General features: G+C 39.9%; 35 protein-coding genes. 30 read left to right on the top strand and 5 right to left on the bottom strand.

All coding sequences use genetic code 11. The features are described 5' to 3' along the window. Positions 1-121 precede the first annotated feature (121 nt). The 18 genes from rplN to N7931_RS11975 all read left to right on the top strand — a co-directional run bounded on the left by rplN (position 122) and on the right by N7931_RS11975 (position 9,067). Positions 122-490, top strand: coding sequence for a 50S ribosomal protein L14 (rplN, locus tag N7931_RS12060; protein WP_262794375.1), 369 nt, complete (start codon positions 122-124; stop codon positions 488-490). A gap of 10 nt (positions 491-500) precedes the next feature. Next, entirely contained in the window at positions 501-815 is a 315-nt protein-coding gene (gene rplX, locus N7931_RS12055; RefSeq protein ID WP_262794374.1) for a 50S ribosomal protein L24, read from the top strand. 20 nt (positions 816-835) lie between these two features. Continuing rightward, complete coding sequence (rplE, locus tag N7931_RS12050) at positions 836-1,372, top strand: 50S ribosomal protein L5 (RefSeq protein ID WP_262794373.1); 537 nt, start codon at positions 836-838, stop codon at positions 1,370-1,372. Between the two features lie 10 nt (positions 1,373-1,382). Beyond that, positions 1,383-1,688: a 30S ribosomal protein S14 gene (gene rpsN, locus N7931_RS12045; RefSeq protein WP_262794371.1), complete on the top strand. Its 306-nt coding sequence runs from the start codon at positions 1,383-1,385 to the stop codon at positions 1,686-1,688. A 26-nt stretch (positions 1,689-1,714) separates the two neighbouring features. Continuing rightward, positions 1,715-2,107: a 30S ribosomal protein S8 gene (rpsH, locus tag N7931_RS12040; protein WP_262794370.1), complete on the top strand. Its 393-nt coding sequence runs from the start codon at positions 1,715-1,717 to the stop codon at positions 2,105-2,107. An 11-nt stretch (positions 2,108-2,118) separates the two neighbouring features. Continuing rightward, a complete protein-coding gene (gene rplF / locus N7931_RS12035) occupies positions 2,119-2,652 on the top strand; it encodes a 50S ribosomal protein L6 (RefSeq protein WP_262794368.1) in 534 nt (177 codons plus the stop codon). 9 nt (positions 2,653-2,661) lie between these two features. After that, positions 2,662-3,015, top strand: a complete 354-nt coding sequence (gene rplR / locus N7931_RS12030; protein WP_262794367.1) for a 50S ribosomal protein L18 — start codon at positions 2,662-2,664, stop codon at positions 3,013-3,015. A gap of 9 nt (positions 3,016-3,024) precedes the next feature. Beyond that, entirely contained in the window at positions 3,025-3,531 is a 507-nt protein-coding gene (rpsE, locus tag N7931_RS12025; RefSeq protein WP_262794366.1) for a 30S ribosomal protein S5, read from the top strand. Positions 3,532-3,537: 6 nt separating this feature from the next. Continuing rightward, positions 3,538-3,720 (top strand): 50S ribosomal protein L30, encoded by a 183-nt coding sequence (rpmD, locus tag N7931_RS12020; protein ID WP_017446391.1) that lies wholly within the window; start codon positions 3,538-3,540, stop codon positions 3,718-3,720. Between the two features lie 3 nt (positions 3,721-3,723). Continuing rightward, the gene (gene rplO / locus N7931_RS12015) at positions 3,724-4,158 is read left to right on the top strand and encodes a 50S ribosomal protein L15 (RefSeq protein ID WP_262794362.1); all 435 of its coding nucleotides are present in this window, start codon (positions 3,724-3,726) and stop codon (positions 4,156-4,158) included. Positions 4,159-4,165: 7 nt separating this feature from the next. Continuing rightward, on the top strand, positions 4,166-5,494 hold the full coding sequence (secY, locus tag N7931_RS12010) for a preprotein translocase subunit SecY (RefSeq protein WP_262794360.1): 1,329 nt from the start codon (positions 4,166-4,168) through the stop codon (positions 5,492-5,494). 26 nt (positions 5,495-5,520) lie between these two features. Beyond that, positions 5,521-5,637: a 50S ribosomal protein L36 gene (gene rpmJ / locus N7931_RS12005; RefSeq protein WP_262794359.1), complete on the top strand. Its 117-nt coding sequence runs from the start codon at positions 5,521-5,523 to the stop codon at positions 5,635-5,637. A 100-nt stretch (positions 5,638-5,737) separates the two neighbouring features. Continuing rightward, positions 5,738-6,094, top strand: coding sequence for a 30S ribosomal protein S13 (gene rpsM / locus N7931_RS12000; RefSeq protein WP_262794357.1), 357 nt, complete (start codon positions 5,738-5,740; stop codon positions 6,092-6,094). 15 nt (positions 6,095-6,109) lie between these two features. Continuing rightward, positions 6,110-6,502: a 30S ribosomal protein S11 gene (rpsK, locus tag N7931_RS11995; protein ID WP_262794354.1), complete on the top strand. Its 393-nt coding sequence runs from the start codon at positions 6,110-6,112 to the stop codon at positions 6,500-6,502. A gap of 28 nt (positions 6,503-6,530) precedes the next feature. Beyond that, a complete protein-coding gene (gene rpsD / locus N7931_RS11990) occupies positions 6,531-7,151 on the top strand; it encodes a 30S ribosomal protein S4 (protein WP_262794352.1) in 621 nt (206 codons plus the stop codon). Between the two features lie 24 nt (positions 7,152-7,175). Then, entirely contained in the window at positions 7,176-8,165 is a 990-nt protein-coding gene (locus N7931_RS11985; RefSeq protein WP_262794351.1) for a DNA-directed RNA polymerase subunit alpha, read from the top strand. Positions 8,166-8,201: 36 nt separating this feature from the next. Beyond that, entirely contained in the window at positions 8,202-8,603 is a 402-nt protein-coding gene (rplQ, locus tag N7931_RS11980; RefSeq protein WP_262794350.1) for a 50S ribosomal protein L17, read from the top strand. A 155-nt stretch (positions 8,604-8,758) separates the two neighbouring features. Further along, positions 8,759-9,067: a Dabb family protein gene (locus N7931_RS11975; RefSeq protein ID WP_262794349.1), complete on the top strand. Its 309-nt coding sequence runs from the start codon at positions 8,759-8,761 to the stop codon at positions 9,065-9,067. Between the two features lies 1 nt (position 9,068). Here the strand turns inward: N7931_RS11975 and queG are convergent, their stop codons facing one another. Next, entirely contained in the window at positions 9,069-10,214 is a 1,146-nt protein-coding gene (gene queG, locus N7931_RS11970) for a tRNA epoxyqueuosine(34) reductase QueG (RefSeq protein WP_262794348.1), read from the bottom strand. 125 nt (positions 10,215-10,339) lie between these two features. Here queG and N7931_RS11965 point away from each other — a divergent pair, with 125 nt between their 5' ends. The 12 genes from N7931_RS11965 (at position 10,340) to N7931_RS11910 (ending at position 22,597) form a co-directional block, all read left to right on the top strand. Further along, on the top strand, positions 10,340-11,854 hold the full coding sequence (locus N7931_RS11965; RefSeq protein WP_262794346.1) for an NAD(P)H-hydrate dehydratase: 1,515 nt from the start codon (positions 10,340-10,342) through the stop codon (positions 11,852-11,854). After that, entirely contained in the window at positions 11,847-12,299 is a 453-nt protein-coding gene (tsaE, locus tag N7931_RS11960) for a tRNA (adenosine(37)-N6)-threonylcarbamoyltransferase complex ATPase subunit type 1 TsaE (protein WP_262794344.1), read from the top strand. The genes N7931_RS11965 and tsaE overlap by 8 nt, the downstream gene beginning before the upstream one ends. 8 nt (positions 12,300-12,307) lie before the next feature. Further along, on the top strand, positions 12,308-13,633 hold the full coding sequence (locus N7931_RS11955) for an N-acetylmuramoyl-L-alanine amidase (RefSeq protein WP_262794342.1): 1,326 nt from the start codon (positions 12,308-12,310) through the stop codon (positions 13,631-13,633). Beyond that, entirely contained in the window at positions 13,633-15,690 is a 2,058-nt protein-coding gene (mutL, locus tag N7931_RS11950; protein ID WP_262794340.1) for a DNA mismatch repair endonuclease MutL, read from the top strand. The genes N7931_RS11955 and mutL overlap by 1 nt, the downstream gene beginning before the upstream one ends. Further along, on the top strand, positions 15,687-16,619 hold the full coding sequence (gene miaA / locus N7931_RS11945) for a tRNA (adenosine(37)-N6)-dimethylallyltransferase MiaA (protein ID WP_262794338.1): 933 nt from the start codon (positions 15,687-15,689) through the stop codon (positions 16,617-16,619). The genes mutL and miaA overlap by 4 nt, the downstream gene beginning before the upstream one ends. A 50-nt stretch (positions 16,620-16,669) precedes the next feature. After that, positions 16,670-16,927, top strand: a complete 258-nt coding sequence (gene hfq, locus N7931_RS11940) for an RNA chaperone Hfq (RefSeq protein WP_262794336.1) — start codon at positions 16,670-16,672, stop codon at positions 16,925-16,927. A 26-nt stretch (positions 16,928-16,953) separates the two neighbouring features. Continuing rightward, on the top strand, positions 16,954-18,240 hold the full coding sequence (gene hflX, locus N7931_RS11935) for a ribosome rescue GTPase HflX (protein WP_262794335.1): 1,287 nt from the start codon (positions 16,954-16,956) through the stop codon (positions 18,238-18,240). Positions 18,241-18,256: 16 nt separating this feature from the next. Beyond that, complete coding sequence (gene hflK / locus N7931_RS11930; protein WP_262794334.1) at positions 18,257-19,435, top strand: FtsH protease activity modulator HflK; 1,179 nt, start codon at positions 18,257-18,259, stop codon at positions 19,433-19,435. Between the two features lie 3 nt (positions 19,436-19,438). Then, the gene (hflC, locus tag N7931_RS11925) at positions 19,439-20,317 is read left to right on the top strand and encodes a protease modulator HflC (protein ID WP_262794333.1); all 879 of its coding nucleotides are present in this window, start codon (positions 19,439-19,441) and stop codon (positions 20,315-20,317) included. Positions 20,318-20,402: 85 nt separating this feature from the next. Further along, positions 20,403-20,579, top strand: coding sequence for a DUF2065 domain-containing protein (locus N7931_RS11920; RefSeq protein WP_262794332.1), 177 nt, complete (start codon positions 20,403-20,405; stop codon positions 20,577-20,579). A 304-nt stretch (positions 20,580-20,883) separates the two neighbouring features. Beyond that, positions 20,884-22,200 (top strand): adenylosuccinate synthase, encoded by a 1,317-nt coding sequence (locus N7931_RS11915; RefSeq protein ID WP_262794331.1) that lies wholly within the window; start codon positions 20,884-20,886, stop codon positions 22,198-22,200. 82 nt (positions 22,201-22,282) lie between these two features. Further along, a complete protein-coding gene (locus N7931_RS11910) occupies positions 22,283-22,597 on the top strand; it encodes a peptidylprolyl isomerase (RefSeq protein ID WP_262794329.1) in 315 nt (104 codons plus the stop codon). Positions 22,598-22,822: 225 nt separating this feature from the next. Here N7931_RS11910 and N7931_RS11905 read toward each other — a convergent pair whose 3' ends face one another. The 4 genes from N7931_RS11905 to N7931_RS11890 form a co-directional block, all read right to left on the bottom strand. After that, on the bottom strand, positions 22,823-23,992 hold the full coding sequence (locus tag N7931_RS11905; protein ID WP_262794327.1) for an MBL fold metallo-hydrolase: 1,170 nt from the start codon (positions 23,990-23,992) through the stop codon (positions 22,823-22,825). Positions 23,993-24,133: 141 nt separating this feature from the next. Then, positions 24,134-25,024: a spermidine synthase gene (locus N7931_RS11900; RefSeq protein WP_262794325.1), complete on the bottom strand. Its 891-nt coding sequence runs from the start codon at positions 25,022-25,024 to the stop codon at positions 24,134-24,136. Between the two features lie 3 nt (positions 25,025-25,027). Further along, a complete protein-coding gene (locus N7931_RS11895; protein WP_262794324.1) occupies positions 25,028-25,675 on the bottom strand; it encodes a fused MFS/spermidine synthase in 648 nt (215 codons plus the stop codon). Positions 25,676-25,786: 111 nt separating this feature from the next. Continuing rightward, a partial coding sequence (locus N7931_RS11890; protein WP_262794323.1) for a hypothetical protein occupies positions 25,787-25,987 on the bottom strand: 201 nt, incomplete at its 5' end.

Below are 25,987 nucleotides of genomic sequence, written 5' to 3'. Positions count from 1 at the left end.
GGGTTCTTATGAATCTGGCCATTTTTTTTCTATGAAAATAAAAAAGTTGTGGTATAATGCCGCGCCCTTAGGGCAGCCAGCCCCAAGATGTTGGGTAATTTTTTATTAAGCGGAGCACGAAATGATCCAAATGCAAACAATGCTAAGCGTTGCTGATAACAGCGGTGCACGTAGCGTTCAATGTATCAAGGTTCTGGGTGGTTCACACCGCCGCTACGCAGGTATAGGTGACATTATTAAAGTTACTGTTAAGGAATCAAATCCTCGCGGTAAAGTTAAGAAAGGTGACGTATACAATGCGGTGGTTGTTCGCACCAGAAAAGGCGTTCGTCGTCAAGATGGCTCTTTGATCCGTTTTGATGGTAATGCTGCTGTTTTATTAAACACACAGCATGCGCCAATTGGTACTCGTATCTTTGGCCCTGTAACACGTGAATTAAGAACTGAAAAGTTCATGAAAATCGTGTCATTGGCACCAGAAGTTTTATAAGGAGCTAATCATGGCAGCAAAGATTCGTAGTAATGATCAAGTTATTGTAACTGCAGGTAAAGACAAGGGTAAAATCGGTAAGGTTTCTCGTGTATTAACTGCAGAAGACAAAGTAATTGTTGAAGGCGTAAACGTTGTTAAGAAAGCTGTTAAGCCAAACCCTCATACGGGTGAGCAAGGCGGTTTACAAGACAAAGAAATGCCTCTTCATGTATCTAATGTAGCGATCTACAACTCGGCAACGGGTAAAGCAGATCGTGTAGGTTTTCGTTTAGAAGACGGTAAGAAAGTTCGTTTCTTCAAGTCTAATAACGAAGCAATCTAATTTTGTTTGGAGTATAAACGATGGCGAAACTGCATGATTTTTATAAAGATACAGTTGTTGCTGAATTGACCAAACAGTTCGGCTACAAAAGTATCATGCAAGTCCCTCGGATTGAAAAAATCACACTTAATATGGGTGTGGGTGAGGCTCTTGCAGACAAAAAGGCTTTAGAGAACGCTGTTGCAGATATGACAGCTATCTCAGGTCAAAAACCAGTTGTTTGTAATGCTCGTAAATCTGTAGCAGGCTTCAAGGTCCGTGAGGGCTATCCAATTGGTTGTAAAGTAACTCTACGTGGCGAGCGTATGTGGGAATTCTTAGAGCGTTTGATTTCCATTGCCATTCCACGTATCCGTGACTTCCGTGGCTTGAGTTCTAAATTAGACGGCCGTGGTAATTATAGCATGGGTGTACGCGAGCAAATTATCTTCCCAGAAATCGATTACGATAAGGTTGATAAAGTACGTGGTATGGATATTACCATTACTACGACTTCAGCTTCTGACGAGGAAGGTCGTGCGTTGCTGGCTGCTTTTAACTTCCCGTTCAAGAAATAGGTGTAGAGTTATGGCTAAACAATCAATGAAAGCGCGTGAAGCTAAGCGTGCAAAATTAGTAGCGAAATATTCAGAAAAACGTTTTGCATTAAAAGAAGTTATCAGCGATGTAAACACTTCTGAAGAAGAGCGTTGGGCTGCAGTTTTACAATTGCAAACACTTCCACGCGATTCATCTCGCTCACGTCAACGTAACCGTTGTAACGTGACTGGTCGTCCGCATGGTTATTTACGTAAATTCGGCTTAAGCCGTATTAAATTACGTGAAGCTTGCATGCGTGGTGAAATCCCTGGACTAAGAAAAGCAAGCTGGTAAGCGGCTACAGACTGGAGTAACGAATTATGAGCATGCAAGATCCAATCGCGGATATGTTCACCCGCATTCGTAATGGTCAAGCAGCAAATAAAGTAGCTGTGACCATGCCTTCATCAAAACTTAAAGTGGCTATCGCTGAAGTTTTGAAATCTGAAGGTTTTATCGAAAATTATGCTGTGGCTGGTGATGTTAAAAAAGAACTTGAAGTCACATTAAAATACTTTAATGGTGAGAAAGTTATCGAGTCTATCTCACGTGTAAGTCGTCCTGGTCTTCGTATTTATAAGAAGGCTAACGAGTTACCAAAAGTGATGGGCGGTTTAGGGGTAGCTATTGTTTCTACTTCTAAAGGTTTGATGTCAGATCGTGCAGCGCGTAAAGCGGGCATGGGTGGCGAAGTCATCGGTTACGTAGCGTAAGGAGAAATAAAATGTCTCGAGTAGGTAAATCTCCTATCGCTATCCCTGCAGGCGTTGAAGTAAATATTGCAGGTCAGGACATCACAGTTAAAGGTGCTAAAGGTCAATTATCTATTAGCATCAATCAAGCTGTTGAAGTTGTAAACGAAGACAATGTATTACGTACTTTACCTCGTGAAGGTTTCGCTGACGCGCAAGCGCAAAGCGGTACTGCTCGTGCACTTTTAAACAACTTAGTTGTTGGTGTGAGCCAAGGTTTTGAACGCAAATTACAGTTAATCGGTGTTGGTTACCGTGCAGCTGCTAAAGGCAATACATTAAACTTAACTTTAGGTTTTTCTCATCCGGTTGACTTCGAAGTACCAGCAGGTATCGAAATTGAAACCCCTAGCCAGACAGAAATCGTGGTGAAAGGTGCTGACAAGCAGTTGGTTGGTCAAGTAGCGGCAAAAATCCGCGGTTATCGTCCGCCAGAGCCTTATAAAGGCAAAGGTGTTCGTTACGCTGATGAGCACGTTCTACGTAAAGAAGCTAAGAAAAAGTAAGGTAATACGATGGATAAAAAAGCATCTCGTCTTCGTCGCGCTACCCGCGCACGTGCGAAAATTAAAGAGTTGGGTGCAAATCGACTGGTCGTTCACCGTACTCCACGCCACATTTATGCACAAGTAATTGCATCTAATGGTGGTGAGGTATTGGCTTCTGCATCAACTGTAGAAAAGACCATTCGCGAAAGCATCAAATACACTGGTAACGTTGAAGCCGCTAAAGCTGTTGGTAAAGCAATTGCTGAAGCTGCTTTAGAAAAAGGCATTAAATCAGTTGCGTTTGATCGTAGCGGTTTCCAATATCACGGTCGTGTTCAAGCATTAGCTGACGCAGCTCGTGAAGCCGGACTTCAATTCTAGGGGTAGATAATGGCTAATAACGCAGAAGTTAAAAACAACCCAGAGTTGGCAGAAAAACTCATTGCGGTTAACCGTGTATCTAAAGTTGTTAAAGGTGGTCGTATCTTCAGCTTCACAGCATTGACTGTAGTTGGTGATGGTAACGGTCGCGTTGGCTTTGGTTACGGTAAAGCACGTGAAGTTCCTGCAGCTATTCAAAAAGCTATGGAACAAGCTCGTCGAAGCATGGTTTCTGTTGACTTAAAAGGCGACACTTTGCAACATCCGATCAAAGGCCGTCATTCAGGTTCTAAGGTTTATATGCAACCTGCATCTGAAGGTACTGGTATCATCGCTGGTGGTGCAATGCGTGCGGTTTTAGAAGTAGCAGGTGTACATAACGTACTTTCAAAATGCTACGGCTCAACCAATCCGATTAACGTTGTTCGCGCAACAATCAATGCTTTAAGCAGTATGAAGTCTCCGGCTTCTGTAGCTGCTAAACGTGGTTTGAGCGTTGAAGATATTTTGGGGTAAACAATCATGGCTGGAAAAACTGTTAAAGTGACTCAAGTCAAGAGTTCTATCGGACGTTTACCTAAACATAAAGCAACGTTACGTGGTTTAGGTTTACGTAAAATCAATCACACTGTTGAATTAGAAGATACACCTTCTGTTCGCGGTATGATTAACCAAGTTTATTATATGGTTAAGGTGGAGGGGTAATCTATGTATTTAAATACACTTAGTCCTGCTCCAGGTTCAAAACCAAGTGCTAAGCGCGTTGGTCGCGGTATTGGTTCTGGCTTAGGTAAAACAGGTGGTCGTGGTCATAAAGGCCAAAAGTCACGTTCAGGTGGTTCAGTTAAGCCAGGTTTTGAGGGTGGTCAAATGCCACTTCAACGCCGTTTACCTAAGTTCGGTTTCACTTCTCGTAAATCTTTAGTTGCAGATCAAGTTACCTTGACTGAAATCGCTAAAGTAGAAGGTGATATTGTAGAACTAGCTACGCTAAAAGCGGCTGGCTTGGTTAAAAAGCATATTCAAGCAGTGAAAGTTGTGAAATCAGGCGATGTATCTCGCGCATTAACTATTAAAGGTTTAGGCGTGACTAAAGGTGCTCGTGAAGCTATTGAAGCTGCTGGTGGTAAAATCGAGGAATAATTGATCCATGGCTAAACCAGGACTGGAATTTAACAGCACGCAAGGCGGATTATCAGAACTTAAACGAAGACTATTGTTCCTTTTAGGTGCAATTGTTATCTTTCGTGCCGGTTCTTATGTTCCAATCCCAGGGATTGACCCTGAGGTGCTTGCGCAGTTGTTTGAACAACAAAAAGATACAGTGTTAGCAATGTTTAACATGTTTTCAGGTGGTGCTCTTGAGCGCGCATCTGTATTGGCTTTAGGTATTATGCCTTACATTACTGCCTCTATTATTATGCAGTTAATGACTCACATTCACCCAACTTTTCAAGAGTTGAAAAAAGAAGGTGAGCAGGGGCGTAAAAAAATTAGCCAATATACACGCTACGGTACATTATTGTTGGCAATTGCCCAGTCTACGACTATAGCCAATAGCCTGCCTAATATGGTGCCAGGCTTAGTGATTAATCCTGGATTTACTTTCTACTTCACCGCTGTAGTGAGTCTAGTCACTGGAACTATGTTCTTAATGTGGCTAGGGGAGCAGATAACTGAGCGCGGTATTGGCAATGGTATCTCTATGATCATTTTTGCCGGTATCGTTGCTGGTTTACCGACTGCGATTGGTCAGACTGCTGAACAAGCGCGTCAAGGTGAACTACCGTTAATTTTATTATTAATTATCGGTATTATTGTTTGTGCCGTAACTTATTTTGTAGTTTTTGTTGAGCGTGGTCAGCGTCGAATCGTCGTTAACTATGCAAAACGTCAACAAGGCCGCAAAGTTTATGCAGCGCAGAGCACGCATTTGCCACTAAAAGTGAATATGGCCGGTGTAATTCCACCAATTTTTGCTTCTAGTCTTATGTTGTTTCCGGGTACAATAGCGACTTGGTTTGGCCAAAGTGACAGTGCGTTTGCTGAAGCAATCGCTCAAATAGCCATAGTGCTATCACCAGGACAACCTTTGTACATGATATTGTACGCAATAACGATTGTTTTCTTCTGCTTCTTCTATACAGCATTAGTATTCAATCCTCGTGAAACAGCTGATAACTTGAAAAAATCAGGTGCTTTTATCCCAGGCATTCGCCCGGGTGAGCAAACCTCACGTTATATCGATAAAGTCATGACCCGCTTAACTTTAGCTGGCGCTTTATATATCACGTTAGTATGTTTAGTACCTGAGTTTATGATGGCAGCATGGAACGTTCAGTTCTACTTTGGCGGTACTTCATTATTGATTATCGTTGTTGTTATCATGGATTTTATGGCGCAAGTGCAAACTCATCTGATGTCAAGTCAGTATGAATCTGTTCTGAAGAAGGCTAATTTAAAGGGTTATGGCCGATAGGCTGTAACGGTTAACGGAGTCGGAAAATGAAAGTTCGTGCATCTGTTAAAACCATTTGCCGTAATTGCAAAATTATTAAGCGAAATGGTGTTGTGCGCGTGATCTGTTCAACAGATCCTAAGCATAAACAACGCCAAGGTTAATATATTTTAGACGAAAATCGTCTTTTTATTTGAAATCTGGTCTCGGCTTGAGTATCCTTACGGGCTTTTCGGTCGAGACCCATTAATTCGGAGTGCGTATATGGCCCGTATAGCTGGCATTAACATTCCTCTGCACAAGCACACAGTAATTGGTTTAACATCAATTTACGGTGTTGGCAAAACCAGAGCAAAAGCAATCTGCGCTGCTGCTGGTATCGCTGAAGCAACCAAGATCAAAGATCTTGATGAAGCTCAGCTTGACTTGCTTCGTGAAGAGGTTGGTAAGTTTACTGTTGAAGGTGACTTACGTCGTGAAGTTTCAATGAATATCAAGCGTTTAATGGACCTTGGATGTAACCGTGGTTTACGTCATCGTCGTAGCTTGCCTGTTCGTGGACAAAGAACGAAGACTAACGCGCGTACGCGTAAAGGTCCTCGTAAACCAATTAAGAAGTAAGCGGGAGAGTGAATAATGGCTAAAGCACCAGCTCGTAGTTCGCGTAAGCGCGCTAAACGACAAGTTGCAGATGGTATGGCTCATATCCATGCTTCTTTTAACAATACGATCGTAACGATTACAGACCGTCAGGGTAACGCTCTTTCTTGGGCAACTGCCGGTGGTTCAGGTTTCCGTGGTTCTCGTAAATCTACTCCGTTCGCAGCTCAGGTTGCAGCAGAGCGTGCAGGTGTTGCTGCACAAGAATATGGTTTAAAGAACTTGGAAGTATTTGTAAATGGTCCAGGTCCAGGTCGTGAATCTGCGATCCGTGCATTAAATGCAACTGGATTCAAAATTACAAATATTACAGACGTCACGCCAATTCCACATAATGGCTGTCGTCCACCTAAGAAACGTCGCGTTTAATTTGTTCCTCTGATAACGGAGAAAAAAGATGGCAAGATATACAGGGCCAAAACTTAAGCTCAGTCGTCGCGAAGGAACAGATTTGTTCTTAAAAAGTGGCGTTCGAGCTATAGACTCAAAATGTAAGTTTGAAACAGCACCAGGTCAGCACGGCGCACGTCGTGGTCGTTTATCTGACTATGGTTTACAGTTACGTGAAAAGCAAAAAGTACGTCGTATTTACGGTGTATTAGAAAAGCAATTCCGCAACTACTATAAAGAAGCTGCACGTTTAAAAGGTAACACAGGTGAAAACTTGTTACAGTTACTTGAAAAGCGTCTAGACAACGTAGTATACCGCATGGGTTATGCTTCAACTCGTGCAGAAGCTCGTCAATTGGTTAGTCACAAAGCAATCACTGTTAACAATCAAGTTGTTAACATTGCATCTTTCTCTGTGAAACCAGAAGATGTAGTTGGAGTTCGCGAGAAAGCTAAAAAGCAAGCGCGTATTCAGTCAGCTCTTGAGCTAGCTGGTCAACGTGAGAAGCCAACTTGGGTCGAAGTAGATGCAGACAAGAAAGAAGGTGTGTTCAAGCGAGTGCCTGAGCGCAGTGATTTATCTGCAGATATTAACGAACAGCTAATTGTTGAGCTTTACTCTAAGTAAAGTTAATAAAATAGAGAGGAAACGATGCAGGGTTCTGTTACTGAGTTCCTTAAGCCAAGATTAGTCGATATTGAAAGTCTTGGTCCTTTTCGTGCAAAAGTGACTTTAGAGCCGATGGAACGCGGTTTTGGTCATACTTTAGGAAATGCGTTAAGACGTATATTATTGTCTTCTATGCCCGGTGCAGCAGTTACCGAAGTTGAAATCGACGGTGTATTGCATGAATATAGCACTAAAGAAGGGGTACGAGAGGATGTAATTGAAATATTACTTAACTTAAAAAGTTTGGCAGTTCATCTTGAAGACAAGAATGAAGCTACTTTAACTTTAAGTAAAAAAGGTGCGGGCCCTGTTACTGCAGCAGATATCACCCATGATGGTGATGTTGAAGTTAAGAATCCGGATCACGTCATTTGTAATCTTACTGGCGACGCAGAAATTAATATGCGTATAAAAGTAGAGAAAGGACGCGGTTATGTTCCAGCTTCAGCTCGTCGTTCCTCTGAAGAAGATGATCGTCCAATTGGACGTTTGTTGGTCGACGCGTCTTTCAGCCCGGTTGAGCGTATCGCTTATGCGGTTGAATCAGCACGTGTTGAACAGCGCACTGACCTAGACAAATTGGTCATCGATATGGAAACGAACGGTACGATTGATCCGGAAGAAGCAATCCGCCGAGCTGCTACGATTCTGGCAGAGCAACTAGACGCATTCGTTGAATTGCGTGATGTTTCTGAGCCAGAGCGTAAAGAAGAAAAACCTGAATTCGATCCAATTCTGTTAAGACCAGTTGACGATCTTGAATTAACTGTACGTTCTGCCAACTGCTTAAAAGCAGAGCAGATCCAATACATTGGTGATCTTGTTCAGCGTACTGAGGTTGAGTTGTTAAAAACACCTAACCTTGGTAAGAAGTCGCTTACAGAAATTAAAGACGTATTGGCCTCTCGTGGCTTGTCTTTAGGTATGCGTCTTGAAAACTGGCCTCCAGCCAGTATCGCTGATAAAGACTAACCAGTTCTACATAGTTATTGGTAGAAGGATAGCATTATGCGTCATCGTAAAAGTGGACGTCAGCTTAATCGAAACAGCAGTCATCGCAGTGCAATGTTCAGTAACATGGCAGGCTCTTTAGTTCGCCATGAAATTATTAAAACTACATTGCCAAAAGCGAAAGAATTGCGTCGTGTTATCGAGCCGCTGATCACTTTAGCTAAAAAAGATAGTGTTGCAAATCGCCGTTTAGCGTTTGCTCGTACACGTGATAAAGAAGTTGTTGGTAAATTATTCTCTGAGATCGGTCCTCGTTATGAGTCTCGTCCAGGTGGTTATACTCGCATCTTAAAATGTGGTTTCCGTGCAGGCGATAATGCGCCTATGGCTTACATTGAATTGGTTGATAGACCAGAAGTAGATGAAGCTGCGGTAGAAGCTACAGAAGCAGCTGAATAAATTTTATCTAGCTGAGATTTTAAAAAAGGCGCCTTAAGGCGCCTTTTTTGTTTTTAGACTTGTTAAATTTCTCACAATAAAATAATGAGTTGATTGATTTGCTAAAAAGATAACAATAGATTGATTATTATCAATTTTTAATCCTATAGGTAGTTATGATAAGACATACTATTGTATTTACATTAAACCACTCAAAGGGTTCTGTGACAGAAGCTGAATTTTTTAAAAAAGTGGTAAAACTTGAGCATATTAATGTTGTTCAAAAATTTGAAGTCCTACAGCAATTAAGTAAAACCAATCCATTTGATTACGGCTTATCTATGGAGTTTGCTTCAAAAACAGAATATCAGTATTTTAAAGAACATCCTGATTATCTAGATTTTTGGCAGGAAGTATGGAAAAAAGAAGTGCATGAATTCATGGAGATTGATTACAAGGTAGTAGACCCATTTGCTCTAGCTTAATTTAAGCATCACGCGGTAAACCTTTTTCTATTACTCTTACTAAGCGTTTCACTTGTTTGCTTTGTGAACTTTGAGCATGAATTTGTTTCATGGTTTGTTGTTCAATAGCCCAGTTTATATGGTTTTTGACCAGTTCACTTGATTCAGTTAATTTTGCTTGAAGCGCATTTAAAATGGCTGGACTAAAATCTGCATTGCCTAATCCGATTGCTAGATTTCTTTGCCACCTTTGATAACCAATCCGGCGGATTGGTGAACCTTGAGTGTTATCTAAAAAGGTTTTTTCATCCCAATGCCATAAGGTTAATAAATCTTGGCTTAATAAACCATGGCGCTGTTTAAAATCCTGCTCTTGGCTTAGTTGGGCATAACGGTTCCACGGGCAGGCTAATTGGCAATCATCGCAGCCATAAATCCGATTGCCGATAAGTTGCCTAAATTCGAGCGGTATTTCACCCTGCAATTCTATTGTTAAATAAGAAATACACTTTCTGGCATCTACCTCATAAGGGGCGACAATTGCATTGGTTGGGCATAATGTCATGCAGGCAACACAACTACCGCATTGCTCTTTTACTGGTTCATCAACCGGTAGTGGTAAATTAATTAATAATTCACCTAAAAAAAACCAACTGCCGGCATTTTCATCTAATACTAAACTATGTTTTCCAACCCAACCTAAGCCCGCTTTCTCAGCTAAAGGGCGTTCCATAATTGGAGCTGAGTCAACAAATGGTCTAAAGCCTGTATTTAACTCTGTTTGTTGTTCTATTTTTTGACCCAGTTGTTTAAGTTTGTTGCGTAGCACTTTGTGGTAGTCGCGTCCAATGGCATAGCGGCTAACATAGGCTTTGTCTGTCTGTTTGAGGGTTTGGGCAAACTGGGCATGTTCTGGGAGATAATCCATTCTTACCGAAATGGCTCTGATACTGCCCGGATGTAACTCTGCAGGCCTTGCGCGCATTAAGCCATATTTAGCCATATACTCCATTTCACCATGAAAACCTTTATTCAGCCACTCGGTTAGCTTATCTTCATGGGCTGATAAGTTTAAGTCGCAAATACCAACTTGGTTAAAGCCTAATTCTTTACCCCATAATTTTATTTGAGTAGCTAAATTTTTGAGCTGTTGTTGGTTAAGCGACATCAGAACCCTATGGTGAAATTATGAATTAAGTTAAGATCTTATCAGATTTTATGGTTTAACTGTTTTCGTTTACGAAAATCCGTATTATATAACACAAATCAACAATACTAGACGAATTAAATAGCATGAAGTTAGTTGAAAGCAGGCAGTTGCCAGTAGCTGTCTATACGCCAGAGCAGATTAGGCAAAATGAAGCGCAAGCGGCAAAAAGTACAGGGATTAATTTATATCAGCTAATGCAAAAAGCGGGTGAAGCTGTTTTTGAATTAATTACCCAAAACTTTTTGCAACCCAAACGTATCGGCATTTTATTGGGAAAAGGGAATAATGCCGGTGACGGTTTTGTTGTTGCAAAATTAGCAGCTCAGGCTGGCTGGCAGGTTTCTTTATTAGCTATGCCGAATTGTGATAATTGGCAAGGTGATGCATTAACAGCAAAAGAAGAAGCTCTTAAGCAAAATTTAACAATCCAAAGTGCTGAAAATCATGACTTCACGCAATACGATATTCTAGTTGATGCCATTTTGGGTACTGGTTTAAAAAAGAATTTAACCCAAGATTGGCAAAATATAATTGAACAAGTTAATGCCCAAGCGTTTCAGGTTGTGAGTATTGATATTCCATCTGGGTTAAATGCTAAAACCGGCTGTGTAATGGGGGCTGCAATTAATGCCCAACATACAGTGACCTTTATTGGTTTAAAAACAGGCCTTTTAACCGCTGATGCTGCCGACTATATTGGTTTATTGCATTTTGCCGGATTGGACGTTGATAAAGTGTTTGCTGAGCAAAACCATGCGTATTATCGACTTAGCCAATTTAATGAACTAAGAGGATGTTTTGATAAACGAGCACGTAATAGCCATAAAGGTAAATATGGTCATGTATTATGTATTGGTGGCGATAAAGGAATGTCTGGTGCAATCCGGCTATCAGCGGAAGCGGTATTAAGAGCCGGAGCGGGTTTAGTTTCTGTGATTACTCATCCTGATAATGTTTTAGCTGTATCGATTACCCGACCTGAGTTAATGGTGTTAGGGGTCAATGGGATTAATCAAGAGCTAAAAGATAAAGTCGCCGCAGCTGATGTAATTGTGATTGGCCCTGGTCTTGGAAAATCCGGTTGGGCAAACGGATTAATGCAATATGTTATTGAGCAGGATAAACCTAAAGTGATTGATGCTGATGGTTTAAATTGGCTTGCGCAGCATCCTTGCAAACAAAAAAATTGGGTATTAACACCACATCCATTAGAAGCGGCCAGATTACTTTCTCAAAGCCAATATCATGTACAATATGATAGATATTCGGCTGCAACAGAATTACAAGCTATGTATGGCGGCACTGTGGTGCTTAAAGGCTGCGGTAGTCTAATTGCCGGAAAGCATGAAATTGTTGTTTGCAAACAAGGTAACCCGGGTTTAGCAACGGCTGGTAGTGGTGATGTATTAACTGGTATTATTGCTGCATTTCTGGCGCAAGGGTTTACCCCTGAATTAGCCGCAGAGTTAGGGGTGAATATTCATGCTCAAGCTGGTGATTTAGCTGCAAAATCCGGAGAAAGAGGTATGATAGCAAGTGATTTATATCCTTTTATTCGCCATCTGATAAATCAGGCAGTAGAGTCCAAACATGATTAAAAAAATTCAGTTACAAAATCCAGATGCAACCGTCAAGCTCGGAGGCCAGTTAGCTAAAACTCTCACACCGCCATGTGTTATTTATTTGATTGGTGATTTAGGTGCAGGCAAAACCACTTTATCGCGTGGTATTATTCAGGGTTTTGGATTTAATGGTGCGGTAAAAAGCCCGACTTATACATTGGTTGAACCTTACCAATTGGAAGAGGTCAATATATATCATTTTGATTTATATCGTCTTGCCGATCCAGAAGAGTTAGAATACATAGGTATTCGCGAATATTTTGATAATAACAGTATTAGCATTATCGAGTGGCCGGAAAAAGGTGCTCAATGGTTGGCAGAGCCTGATCTTATCGTTAATATGACGCATGATAACGAACAGCGTTTAGTCGAAATCTCTGCTAAAAGCTCAATTGGGGAATTAATAATTAATAAGCTGTGATGAATTGGGTGAAATTAGTAATTAATAAAAAATGGATTTTTGCTGCGCTTTTTAGCGTGTTAATTAGCTTTCAGAGTTGGGCTAATAATAAAATAAATGGGATACGTATCTGGCCATCGCCAGAAAGTACAAGGGTTGTTTTTGATTTAAAAGACAAACCTGAATACAGCTATTTTTTTCTTGAAAATCCGCACCGGTTAGTTATTGACTTACGCCAGTTTAATCACAAATATGATTTATCTAAGCTGTCTGGCTTAGGTGATTTAATTAAACGCATTCGCTACAGTTCACCAGAATACAAAAACTCATTGAGAATTGTATTAGATTTAAATAAACCCTTACAGGCTGGTTTGTTTGCTTTGGCACCAGTTGGTAATTATGGCAATCGTTTAGTGATTGACTTAACCGACTCTAATGCCGCAGCAATTACCACTAAAAAACAAACGGACACTTCGGGTAATCGCGATATTATTATTGCTATTGACGCTGGGCACGGTGGTGAAGATCCCGGCTCAATTGGACCTAGCGGTCTATACGAAAAAATTGTTACTCATCAAATATCAGATAAACTGGTTAATCTAATTAATAAAGAAAAAGGTTTGTCAGCGGTATCAATTCGCTCAGGTGATTATTATATTGATGTGAATAAACGCTCAGTTATCGCCAGACAAAAAAAAGCAGATCTACTTATTTCAATACATGCTGATGCCTTTACTAATTCGCAGCCTCGTGGTGGCTCTGTTTGGGTATTATCATTACGACGTGCGAATACAGAAATTGGCCGCTGGTTGGAGCAAAAAGAGCAGCACTCCGAACTCTTAGGTGGGGCTGGCGATATTATTAAAGATACTCAAAACGAAAAATATTTGGCGCAGGCTTTACTCGATATGTCGATGGATCATTCAATGTCGAGTAGTTACTTATTAAGTCAGGAAGTGGTCAAACAAATGTCTGCGGTCACTCGAATGCATAAGTCCAGACCTCAGGCGGCCAGTTTAGGCGTGCTAAAGTCTCCAGATATTCCATCTATTTTAATTGAGACCGGCTTTATTTCTAACCCGACCGAAGAGCGTTTATTAAGTCAGCGTGAGCATCAAAATAAACTAGCCAATGCGATTTTACGTGCGATCAAAGATTTTTACCGTCAGCATCCGCCGGAAGGGACTTTATACGCCAATTTATACCGAAATAAAGATCATGTGGTATCTCGTGGTGAATCTCTGTCGGTCATTGCCAAACGTTATTCTGTCAGTATAACCTCGTTAAAGCAGGCAAATAGCTTAAAATCAGATGTGTTACATATCGGACAAACATTAAAAATTCCTCAATCCTGATGACAATTCAAATTTTATCACCTCAATTAGCTAACCAGATTGCTGCTGGCGAAGTAGTTGAGCGCCCGGCTTCGGTTGTTAAAGAGCTACTAGAAAACAGCTTAGATGCCGGTGCAACTAATATCGAAATAGAAATTGAAAGAGGCGGCAGCCAGCTTATCCGGATTAGGGATAACGGTAGTGGTATTGCCAAACAAGAGCTCGCTTTAGCTTTAAGCCGCCATGCCACTTCAAAAGTATCAACTCTAGATGATCTTGAACAAATAATGAGTTTAGGTTTCAGAGGTGAAGCATTAGCCAGTATTAGCTCAGTTTCACGGTTAACTCTGACCTCAAAAACTCAGACGCAAGATCAAGCATGGAGCGCTCTGGCAGAAGGGCGTGATATGCAAGTAGAACTCAAACCCGCTGCACATCCGGTTGGTAGTTGTGTTGAAGTTGCCGACTTGTTTTTTAACACACCAGCGCGCAGGCGATTTTTACGAACAGATAAAACCGAATATGCACATATTGATGAAGTGGTACGTAGAGTTGCGTTAAGCCGTTTTGATGTGCAAATTAAACTCAGCCATAACGGTGTTTTACAACGTCATTACCGGATTGCAAATAACGAGCATGGACAGCATCGTCGCATCGCGGCTATTTGTAGTAAAAACTTTATAGATAATTCAGTCACGATTAACTCAGATTATGACTCAATTAAATTAACGGGCTGGTTAGGGCTACCGTTAACTGCGCGCAATCAGGCTGATATTCAATATTGCTACATAAATGGACGAATGATGCGTGATAAATTGATTAATCATGCAATCCGTCAGGCCTATATGGATAAAATTCCGAGTGATTTATATCCGGCTTATGTTCTATATATTGAGATTGATCCCAAGCAGGTAGATGTGAATGTACATCCGGCTAAACATGAGGTTAGGTTTCATCAAGCGCGTTTAGTGCATGATTTTGTGTTTCAGACGCTGCAAAAAAGTTTAGCTCAAAGCATAGAAGCATTGGCTTTTGAATCGATTACGCCAAACGCAGAAAACATGCAATCGAGTGAACTTGAACTCAGAGATGATGAGAGTAACAACCAGACGTTAACCGATTCGCCAGCCGATACACAAAATAACTATACTTCAGTGAATGCTTTGGATAGTTCCACTGAACAGCCGACAGGAGCTGGGCGTTTAACAGAACACTCAAACGATTTTGGTTTTCACGCTAATTCTCAAAATCAAACTCAACCAAAACCTGAGTATTCAGTTCAGTCAAATAATCCTATTTATCAACAATTAAGCGATGCCGGTAAAAAATTATTTCCCGGTCAAACACATAAAACTCAGATTCAGCATGAAATAAATCAGCGCCCGTATGCAGAAAATACGCATTCTCAGCACAATTTAGCGGAACAAATCCGCCAATATCACAATCTATTAAAACCAGAAGTGGCTGATATTAAAGTGGAACCAGTGTATTCAGCCGAGCACACTACTAGCTCTGCTTTAGAAAACTGGCAGTTAATCATGCCTGTAGCTAAAACATTTTTATTATTAAGCAAAGCTGAGCAATTATATTTAGTTAAAACCAATGAGTTATTTAGCGCAGGTTTATTGGCCAAATTAGCGCTCAACTTTAAGCAAGGTCAGCTGATTAGCCAGCCTTTATTATTGCCGGTGGCTATTAAGTTAGAGTCAGTCCAGCAGGATTTATTAGAGTCAAAAATTATTGCATTAAATCATTTAGGGATTCAGACACAAATTCATAAAAAAAATACCTTAATGATTCAGAAAGTTCCGGCCGTATTAAGAGAGCTAGACATAGCAAAAATAATAGCTGCTTGGTTATTTAATTATAAACCGGCAGACAATGAAAAAACTGGGTTTCCGCAATTGGCAGCCGAGACATTAAGCTGGGCAATTGCAGCAGAGCAAACGCTTGAATTAGAAAAAATCAGACCTATATTTAACGAATGGAAACAATTTGATCCAACTAGCTTGCAGCAATGGTTAGTAAAACATAGTAAAATAATTGATTTAACTGAGCTAATTGGTAACTGGAAATGAGTGAAACACAAGCCATATTTTTAATGGGGCCGACAGCATCGGGCAAAACTGCGCTGGCGATAGAATTATGTCAGCGTTACCCCTGCGAAATTATTAGTGTGGACTCAGCTTTAGTTTATAAAGGGATGGATATTGGTACTGCTAAACCAACAGCCCAAGAATTAGCGATTGCTCCTCATCATTTAATTGATTTTTTAGATCCGGCAGAAGCATATTCAGCAGCCGATTTTAGACGTGATGCACTTGAATTAATTGAACAAATTCACGCAAATGGAAAAATCCCACTGTTTGTGGGTGGAACCATGTTATATTTTAAAGCATTATTAGACGGGTTATCGAATTTACCGGCAGCCGATGCTAAAATACGTCAAGAAATTCTGCAACAGGCCGAAAAAGAAGGCTGGGAGAGTTTGCATAAAGAATTAAGTGAGTATGATCCTGAATCGGCTCAGCGAATTCATCCAAATGATCCGCAGCGAATTAATCGTGCGGTGGAAGTGTATAGAATAACAGGGAAAAGTTTGACAGAATTAACCCAAGATAAAGGGGAAGCTTTTCCTTATCAGGTCAAACAGTTTGCAATTGCGCCAGAGGATAGAGCAGTATTACACCAAAGGATAGAGCAAAGATTTTTGCAAATGCTTGAGGCGGGGTTTGAACAAGAAGTAATTAAACTCCATAAAAGAGATGATCTACATCCAGACTTACCATCTATAAGATGTGTTGGTTACCGACAAATGTGGGATTATCTCGATAATAAAATAGACTATGATGAAATGGTCTACCGTGGAATAGTGGCAACACGTCAACTAGCCAAACGCCAATTAACTTGGTTGAGAGGCTGGCCTGATGTAACCTGGCTGGATAGCTTAGCCCCTGATTTGTTGCAAAAAACTATTTCTGGGTTAAATTTAAATAGCGCTAGTTAATTAAAGCATTAACTACTAAAATGCTTAATAAAAACAATAAGGAGCCGAATATGGCCAAAGGACAATCATTACAAGACCCTTTTTTAAACGCTTTACGTAGAGAAAGAATCCCTGTATCCATTTATCTCGTAAACGGGATTAAACTACAGGGTCAGGTTGAATCGTTTGACCAGTTTGTGATTTTATTAAAAAACACAGTTAGCCAAATGGTTTATAAGCACGCAATTTCAACTGTTGTGCCAGCGAGACCTTTCCAAACAAACCCAAATGCACAAGCTAATTTCGGCCAAGAGTCAGAGGGCGAATAAATTAATGTCAGAACGGAGATTATTGCTTGTTTGATAGATATGAAGCAGGTGAGCAAGCTGTACTCGTTCATGTTGATTTAGACGACGAAGTAGCCAGAGAAGATTTAGAAGAGCTTAAATTGTTAGTATCATCAGCAGGTGTGCAAACACTTGCTGTGATCACTGCGTCGCGCGCTAAACCCGATCCCAAATATTTTATTGGTACAGGTAAGGCGGAGGAAGTTCAACAAGCAGTCAAAGCTTTAGAAGCTAACGTGGTTATATTTAATCACGCGCTTAGCCCATCCCAAGAAAAAAATCTGGAAAGCATCTTTAAATGCAGAGTGCTCGACAGAACCACTTTAATTCTCGATATTTTTGCGCAACGAGCACGTACCCACGAGGGTAACTTGCAAGTTGAACTCGCTCAGTTAAAACATATTTCAACCCGACTTATTCGCGGCTGGACTCACCTTGAACGTCAAAAAGGTGGTATTGGTTTGCGTGGCCCGGGTGAAACTCAGCTTGAAACTGACAGACGTTTGATTCGTGGGCGAATTAAAAATATTCAGGCAAGACTTGCCAAGGTTGAAAAACAACGTGAACAGGGCAGACGCTCGCGTAAACGTTCAGATGTGCCAACTGTTTCTTTAGTTGGTTATACTAATGCCGGAAAATCTACTTTGTTTAACCGGATAACTGCAGCCGATGTTTATGCCGCCGATCAGTTATTTGCCACACTTGATCCAACTCTGCGCCGAATTGAATTAAACGATGTCGGAAATACAATTTTAGCGGATACAGTTGGCTTTATCCGGCATTTACCGCATGATTTAGTTGCTGCTTTCAAAGCTACCCTGCAAGAAACACGGGATGCTGATTTACAATTGCATGTGATTGATGTAGCAGATGAAAGGCGTGGTGAAAACATTGAAGCGGTTAATAATGTTTTACAGGAAATTGAAGCTGACGATGTACCTCAAATTTTGGTATATAACAAAATAGATCAGCTTGAAGATATTAATCCGCATATAGACAGAGACGATGAAGGTAATATTATTCGTATCTGGTTATCTGCTCAAACCGGTGAAGGCTGCGATTTATTGCTGCAAGCTTTAACCGAATGTTTAGCCAAAAAAATGGTTGAGGTAAAACTTGCTATTCCGCCATCTGAACAAAAATGGCGTGGTGTATTTTTTGAGCTGAACTGTATTGAAAACGAATCCTATAGTGATGAGGGGAATTGGCTGGTTGATTTGCGATTACCAAACGATGAATGGAATCGCTTATTAAAAAACAACCAAGATCAATTGAACAAATTTATTATTCATTAATTATTTGGAGTGTCTCATGGCCTGGAACGAACCGGGTAATAGTAACAATAAAGATCCCTGGGGTAATAAAGGGGGTAAAGATCAAGGTCCACCGGATTTAGACGAGATCTATAACGATACGATGAAAAAAATTCGTAAAGCTTTTGGCGGCAAAGGGGGCGATGGCTCTCCAAGCGGCAAAAGTGGAGGCGGATTTAGCAGCTCAGGACTAATTTTAGTTGCTGTTATTTTAGCTGCGGTTTGGGCGTATCTAGGTTTTGCAACGATCAAAGAAGCAGAGCGTGGTGTGGTATTAAGATTCGGTCAATTCCACGGTGTAATTGAACCGGGTTTACAATGGCAACCTGCGTTTATTGATGATGTGATCCCGGTTAACGTTGAAAGCATTTCATCATTAACATCCAGCGGAAAAATGCTGACTAAAGATGAAAACGTCGTTTTAGTAGAAATGGAAGTTCAGTATCGTATTGAAAATCCAAGAAACTTCTTGTTTAGTGTGACTGATCCTATTTATAGCTTACGTCAGGCTACAGATAGCGCATTGCGTTATGTTGTTGGCCACTCTTCAATGGATGCGGTATTAACTACAGGCCGTGAAGAAGTTCGTCAAGCAACATGGCAACAATTAGAAGATACTATTACCAAATATAACTTAGGTTTACAGGTAGTGGATGTTAACTTTTTAGCCGTGCGTCCGCCAGAGCAGGTTAAACCCGCATTTGATGATGCAATTGCCGCTCAGGAAGATGAAAACCGTTATATTCAAGAAGCTCAAGCTTATGCCAAGGCACGTGAACCGCAAGCTCGTGGTGTTGTTCGTCGTATGGAAGAAGAAGCCAAAGCTTATCGCTCAAGAGTAGTATTAGAAGCACGCGGTGAAGTTGCACGTTTTGAAAAACTGTTACCTGAATATGAAGCTGCGCCTAAAGTGACTCGCCAGCGTTTATATTTAGATGCAATGGAAGATGTATACAGCAAAACGACTAAAGTATTGCTTGATACAGAAGGCAGCGGCAACATGATTTATCTGCCATTAGATAAAATTATGGAAAAGCAAAAGCAGTCTCAAGATGAAACGGCAGACGATAATCAAACGCCTGCATCTGGCCAGTATTCTCCGCCAGTAACTCAGTTACCTAACTCATCAAGAGGCTCAGGTATTCGTGAATCTAGTCGTTTCTCAGGAGGTCGCTAAACTATGAAAAATTTATTTGTAGGCTTAGCTATTGTTTTATTTGTCGTGGTTTACTCTTCCATTTTTGTTATTCAGGAAAGCCAACGCGGTATTGTGATTCAGTTTGGTAAAGTTAAACGCGACAGCCAAAATACAACAGTGGTATATGAGCCGGGTTTACACTTTAAAATTCCTTTAATTGAAAAAGTGAGAATTTTAGATGCCCGTATCCAAACTTTAGACGGCGAAGCAGATCGTTTTGTTACCTCTGAGAAGAAAGACTTAATTGTTGATTCGTACGTTAAATGGCGCATCAAAGACTTTGAAACTTACTACTTAAAAACCAGTGGTATTAAAACTAATGCCGAAGCTTTATTAGATCGTAAATTCAGCAACGGTTTACGCAGCGAAATTGGTGCCCGCACAATTGCCGAAATTGTCTCTGGCGAGCGTGATGTATTAATGGAAACTGCATTACAGCTGGTTGCCGAAAGTGCAAATGAACTAGGTATTGAAGTGGTTGATGTTCGGGTTAAAAAGATTAACCTGCCAGACGAAGTGAGCAGTTATATTTATGATCGTATGCGCGCAGAGCGAAACGCCGTTGCCGCAGAGCACAGATCACAAGGTAAAGAGCAAGCAGAGTTTATTAAAGCAGATATTGATGCCCGCATTACTGTTATGATTGCAGATGCTGAGCGTGAAGCCAGATCGATTAAAGGTCAGGGCGATGCAGACGCAGCTAAAATTTACGCTGATGTTTACAATAAAAACCCTGAGTTTTATTCGTTTTTACGCAGCTTAGATGCATACAAACAAAGCTTTAAAGAAAAAGGCGATGTATTGTTAGTTAAACCAGACAGCGACTTTTTCAAATACATGAAGCAAATAGATGCTAAATAACGATTTATTCGCTTGATTTAATTAACCAAAACCCCGATTCATTCGGGGTTTTTTGTTTTAGGCAAACACAGCAAACGGAGTTTAGATGGATTTTTTAAAATTATTAGCGCTTGTTTTAATTATTGAAGGGTTAGGTCCGTTTTTAGTGCCGCAGACATGGCAAAACTATTTACGCCAGATGGCACAAATGCCAACAGAACAAATGCGAATTGTAGGTGGTATTTTATTATTGGTTGGTGCGTTAATTTTATTTATGGTTTAACCGGAACAATCTAGGCCTGTTCCAATCAAATTTGATTGATTTTAATCGCTCAAAACTTATAGAAAGATATTCATTAAACCGAATTGAGGTTAGCTAACTGGCTATTCAAAGTTAAGGTGAGTAGCGTTAATATTAAGTTTCAATCGGTTTAGCAAAATGTATTTGCTTGTTGGTTAAAATTAGATAGTTTGGCTTTATATAAAAAAAGTATTAAAAGCTGAAAAATTATTCGCATTAGTTAATGATCTTAACGCCACAACTTGATAGAATCCGCGGCCTGCTTTTATGAAAAGACACAAGAATCATGGGTAAAAACGTTGTAGTTCTAGGCACCCAATGGGGTGATGAAGGAAAAGGTAAAGTAGTTGATTTACTTACCGACAAAGCGGCTTATGTAGTTCGCTATCAAGGCGGCCATAACGCAGGTCACACTTTAATTATTGACGGTGAAAAAACTGTCTTACACCTTATTCCATCTGGCATTTTACGTGATAACGTAACTTGTATTATTGGTAACGGTGTTGTTTTATCTCCTGAAGCACTGCTTAAAGAAATGAACGCGTTAAAAGCGCGTGGTGTAAAGGTTGAAGAACGTCTTAAAATCAGTGAAGCCTGTCCTTTGATTCTGCCTTATCATGTTGCATTAGATTTAGCGCGTGAAGCGGCTCGTGGCAATAACAAGATTGGTACAACCGGTCGTGGTATTGGCCCAGCTTACGAAGACAAAGTTGCCCGTCGTGGTTTACGTGTTGGTGATTTATTCTGCCCAGAGCAATTTGCCAGCAAATTAAAAGAAGTTATGGAGTTTCATAACTTTGCATTGGTTAATTATTACAAAGCAGAGCCAGTTTCTTACGACGAAGTATTGGAAGCGGCAATGGCTTACCGTGAATTATTAATCTCAATGGTAGTTGATGTAACAGAAGTGCTGGATACAGCCCGTAAAAACGGTGAATCAATTTTATTTGAAGGCGCACAAGGTACCTTATTAGATATTGACCACGGTACTTACCCGTTTGTAACTTCATCTAATACAACTGCTGGTGGTGTAGCAACTGGTAGTGGTTTTGGCCCTTGTTATCTTGATTATGTATTGGGTATTGTTAAAGCTTACACTACACGTGTTGGTTCAGGCCCTTTCCCGACCGAACTTTACGATGGTCTTGAAAAACAAGATCCGGTTGGTAAACACTTAGGTGATGTTGGTCACGAGTTTGGTGCAACAACTGGTCGTCTACGCCGCACAGGTTGGTTCGATGCTGTTGCCATGCGTCGTGCAGTGCAAATTAACTCAATCACTGGCTTTTGTATTACCAAATTAGACGTATTAGACGGTCTAAAAGAAGTTAAAATTTGTACCGGTTATCAAGATCAAAATGGTAATGTTTCTAACGTGCCACCAATGGCTGCTGAAGGTTATGAAAAAGTAACACCAGTATACGAAACTATGCCAGGTTGGGACGACAATACAGTAGGTGTTGTTGAGTACGACAAATTACCACAAGCGGCGAAAAACTATCTAAAACGAATTGAAGAAATTTTAGAAGTGCCAATTGATATTGTTTCAACAGGCCCAGATCGTAATGAGACAATGATTTTACGCAGCCCGTTTGCTGAATAAATTTAAGTCTTAATACAGTTAAACAAAAGCCAGTTTTAAAGCTGGCTTTTTTGTTTCTAGCTCAAAATTTAAGGTATTGATTATGGTTTTATATGCAGGCCAGAAAAAAAGCGCCAAATACAACTATGCAACTGTACAACACATTCTGAGTCGTAATCCAGAAAGAATCGCAGAAGCTCAAAAGCAACTCGCTAAAGGTGCAAAATTTGACATGCTAGCTCTTAAGTATTCAAACTGCCCAAGTGCCAAAAAAGGCGGTGATTTAGGTGAGTTTAAACGCGGCGTTATGGTTAAACCATTTGAAGAAGCCGTATTTAACGGCAAAATTGGCCAAATAGTTGGCCCAGTAAAAACCAAGTTTGGCTACCATCTTATTAAAATTAACTTTCTGCGGTAGCTCAGATAAGCGTCGTAGGCCGTGTTGTCCTCTGATGTGGGAAAGGTTGGGTAACACGTAGTTGAATCCAAGTAATTTTCTGTGAGTACCTCATTTTGATTCACTAAGGAGCTTGCCTAATGCAGATGAACATTCGTAAAAAATAAAAACTGTAACTTATATTAATATGGCACAGTAATTTTAAGTATGATTGGAGTAACACCGCAACCGTATTTAAAAATAAAGTTACTCATTATATGTAAAAAATATTTCATGTTCTATTTTAGATGCTTCATTTTCATTTATTAAAAGTGGTGACTTACCATCAGATGTCAAATAATTAATGACACATAGTGCGGGATGTCCATAACTATTCCTACTACCAAATGACACAGGGACGAACAGTTTTGACCCAAAATTGTGAAATGCATTAGGTTCAAAGCTTAGTCGAGAGCCATGATGGGGAAGTTGTACTGTCCCAATGTAGCGGTTGTACTGCTCAAAAAGTTCAGATATTGGGAGCTTGTTTAAATCTAAATCTCCGGTGTACAAACATCCGGGCTGTTTGCTTGGAGATAAAAAGTCGCAGTTTACACAAGTACACAAGCCTGAATCACATAGATCATATTTAAGGTCTGAATTTTGAGAGGATTCAGGACCAGAGTAAAGCAGCATCGAATTTTCATTAATAGTTCCCTCTACGCCTTTATATGCATCTTTTAATAGTTTTCTGGAATTCTGGTTTATTAATTTTGTGATCGTATAGTTTTCATCTTTGAAGAGGGATGGAATGTCTTTTTTATCAAACCCGCGAGCTTCTAGTTGTTTGGTAAACTGTTTTGATCTATTTTTATCTAAGAAATTATATGGAACAAAGATCCAATTTATATTGGTGTAAAGCCTTATTTTTGAACCGCTTCTTATTTTATCATTGTTTTTCAATGAATATATATCTACTGGAGTACTGGAGGGTAGACCATTAGATATGTCTTCTTCAGGTTCAATGTAGATTATTTCTGTTTCAGTTCCAAAAAATGTTTCAGGGTTATTTATTAGTTCAATAAAATTTAACTCAAGAAAATTGTCATTTAGAACCCGGTATATGTTGGTGAGTAATATTTTTTGACATGGAGTTAACAAGGGCAAAAAAACTTTTTTTATTTTGTTGGCTACTTGCACCAAGGTGGGAATAGCAGATACATGGTCATAATCCAAGTGCGATATGAATAGTGCATCAATGTCATCTTTCTGTGAAAATGAATTTCTAATAATGTTCCTAACTTTATTTGTTAATGGCATTGCACCACAATCATAAACTATATTGAGCGATTTATTTTCTGTAAGGTTGTGCTGTTCAGAGTAAAATCCACCCTGTCCAACAGGATAAAAAATTCTTGTTAAATGATGGGTAACCATTCATACCTCTAAATTAAGGTTGCATATTAATGCTTCATTAAAGCAATATCGGTCGGTTATATGTGTGAAAGAGTTGAAATGAGCTCTTTGAGTAGTACCTACCGGCGACTTATACAATTGGATATAGCTATAGACAGCCCATCACTTCAATAAATTTGCCGGTGAATATTGATCGGTTAATATTTCGCTATTTTGATCCCAATCTATTTTGTCGGTTATATTTTGCAAAATTAAGTTGTAATTAACTGAATACTGGCTGAGTTGATTGTTTAACTGCGGATTAATGTTTGCCGGAAATTCTAAATTATGACAATTACAGGCAAAAATTAGGCGATTACCTTTAGCTGGGGTTTTATAAGTGAGCAGTTTGCCAAATACACTTTGATAAGTAGCGGATTCGTAATGGTAAAGTTCGCTTGAGCTAAATGTATTTGCGGTGATAAAACCGTTGTTATTCAGCAGGCTTTTTACCTCTTTTAAAAACTCTTGAGTCATTAAATGTTCTGGAATGTAGTCACCATTAAAGGCATCTAATATTATCCAGTCAAACTTTTCCTGATTCACTAAAGCACGTTTTACATAAACTCTGGCGTCTTTAACTTCGGTTTTTACTTTATCATTTTCCTGATAATCAAAATATTTAATAGCCATGTCTTTAACGACAGGATCTATATCGACCGCAATGATTTCACTTTGTGGTGATATTTGGTGGATCACGTTAGATAAAGTGCCGCCACCTAATCCTAAAATCAGTACACGTTGTGGTGTCGGGTTTAGCGCTAGCCCTGCTAATGTGCCTTTAGCGTACTCAAATACCAGGCTATTTTTATCATCCAAGTTGATACAGGTTTGGTTAGTTGCATTGCGTTTACGGGTTTCAAATTGCATACAGCGAATATTATCTTCTTCTACTATCACCACATTGCGATAAATCGAGCGGGCTTTTTCTATTTGTTTGGCGCTAACGTTAAAGCACAGGCTGGCTAAGAAAATTAATCCAGAGGTTTTGAACAGAGTATTGAATTTTTGCATTATTTAAGCTCCTTCACTACCTGCATTGGCAATATGGCTATTATTAACGGGTTGAGATAATTCTGGCTTTTTAGCTGAGCTTAACGCAATTAAACCTGAGCATAATAAAGTGGTGAAAATGAGCCATAAAATTTGATTCACCTCCAGCCAAAGCACTAAATAAAAAGAGGTCATAATCGTACCTATTGCACTACCGAGTGTGGAGACAAAATATAAAAAGCCGGCTGTTTGCCCTGATGAACTGGCACTTTGAGTTAATAAGCGCACAGAGTAGGGGGCGATCATCCCTAAGATAATGCTGGGAATTAAAAAGACTAAACTGGCGGCAACTAAAGAGCCGTATCTTGGATCTTCTATATGTTGAAAAACAAATTCAAACAAGCTTTCGGCAAAATAAATAGCGGGTAATAAAGTGAAAGCGGCAATGATAAAAATGCAGCCAAATTTAGTTAAGCTAGGATTATTTAACGATAAACGCCCGCCAAATAAATAGCCCATAGAAAGTGCCAGCATAAATACGGTAATAATACTGCCCCAAACATAAACGCTGCTGCCAAAAAATGGTGCTAGCATACGGCCGCCGAGTAGTTCAAATGACATAATGGAAAAACCCGCACAAAAGGCGAGTAGGATAATAATAAATTTTTTCATAGTTTGTATTAGGCTTGAGTTATTTTAGTGAATCGAGGATAAACAATTGGTTATCTAAACACAACGGAATTTATATACCCGTGCTACCTCAAGATACATGTTTCAGAGCTATCACAGCGCTTTCAATACAAAACAGATTGGTGAAGGAATGTAGGTACCTTTCAAACCAATATGATGCAGTAGTGGAAGCGCTGTGAAGCTCCAGAAGGGCCGGGCTAAAAATGCCTGATACTGCGTCAAATTGTTTTGATGTAGAATGACTATACCTACAACAATTTGTCTTGCCTCATGCATTTTTTTCTCCGGCTGAAA

It is taken from the genome of Catenovulum sp. 2E275, from assembly GCF_025515275.1.
Taxonomy (GTDB): domain Bacteria; phylum Pseudomonadota; class Gammaproteobacteria; order Enterobacterales; family Alteromonadaceae; genus Catenovulum.
This window is presented reverse-complemented; position numbering and strand designations above follow the sequence as displayed.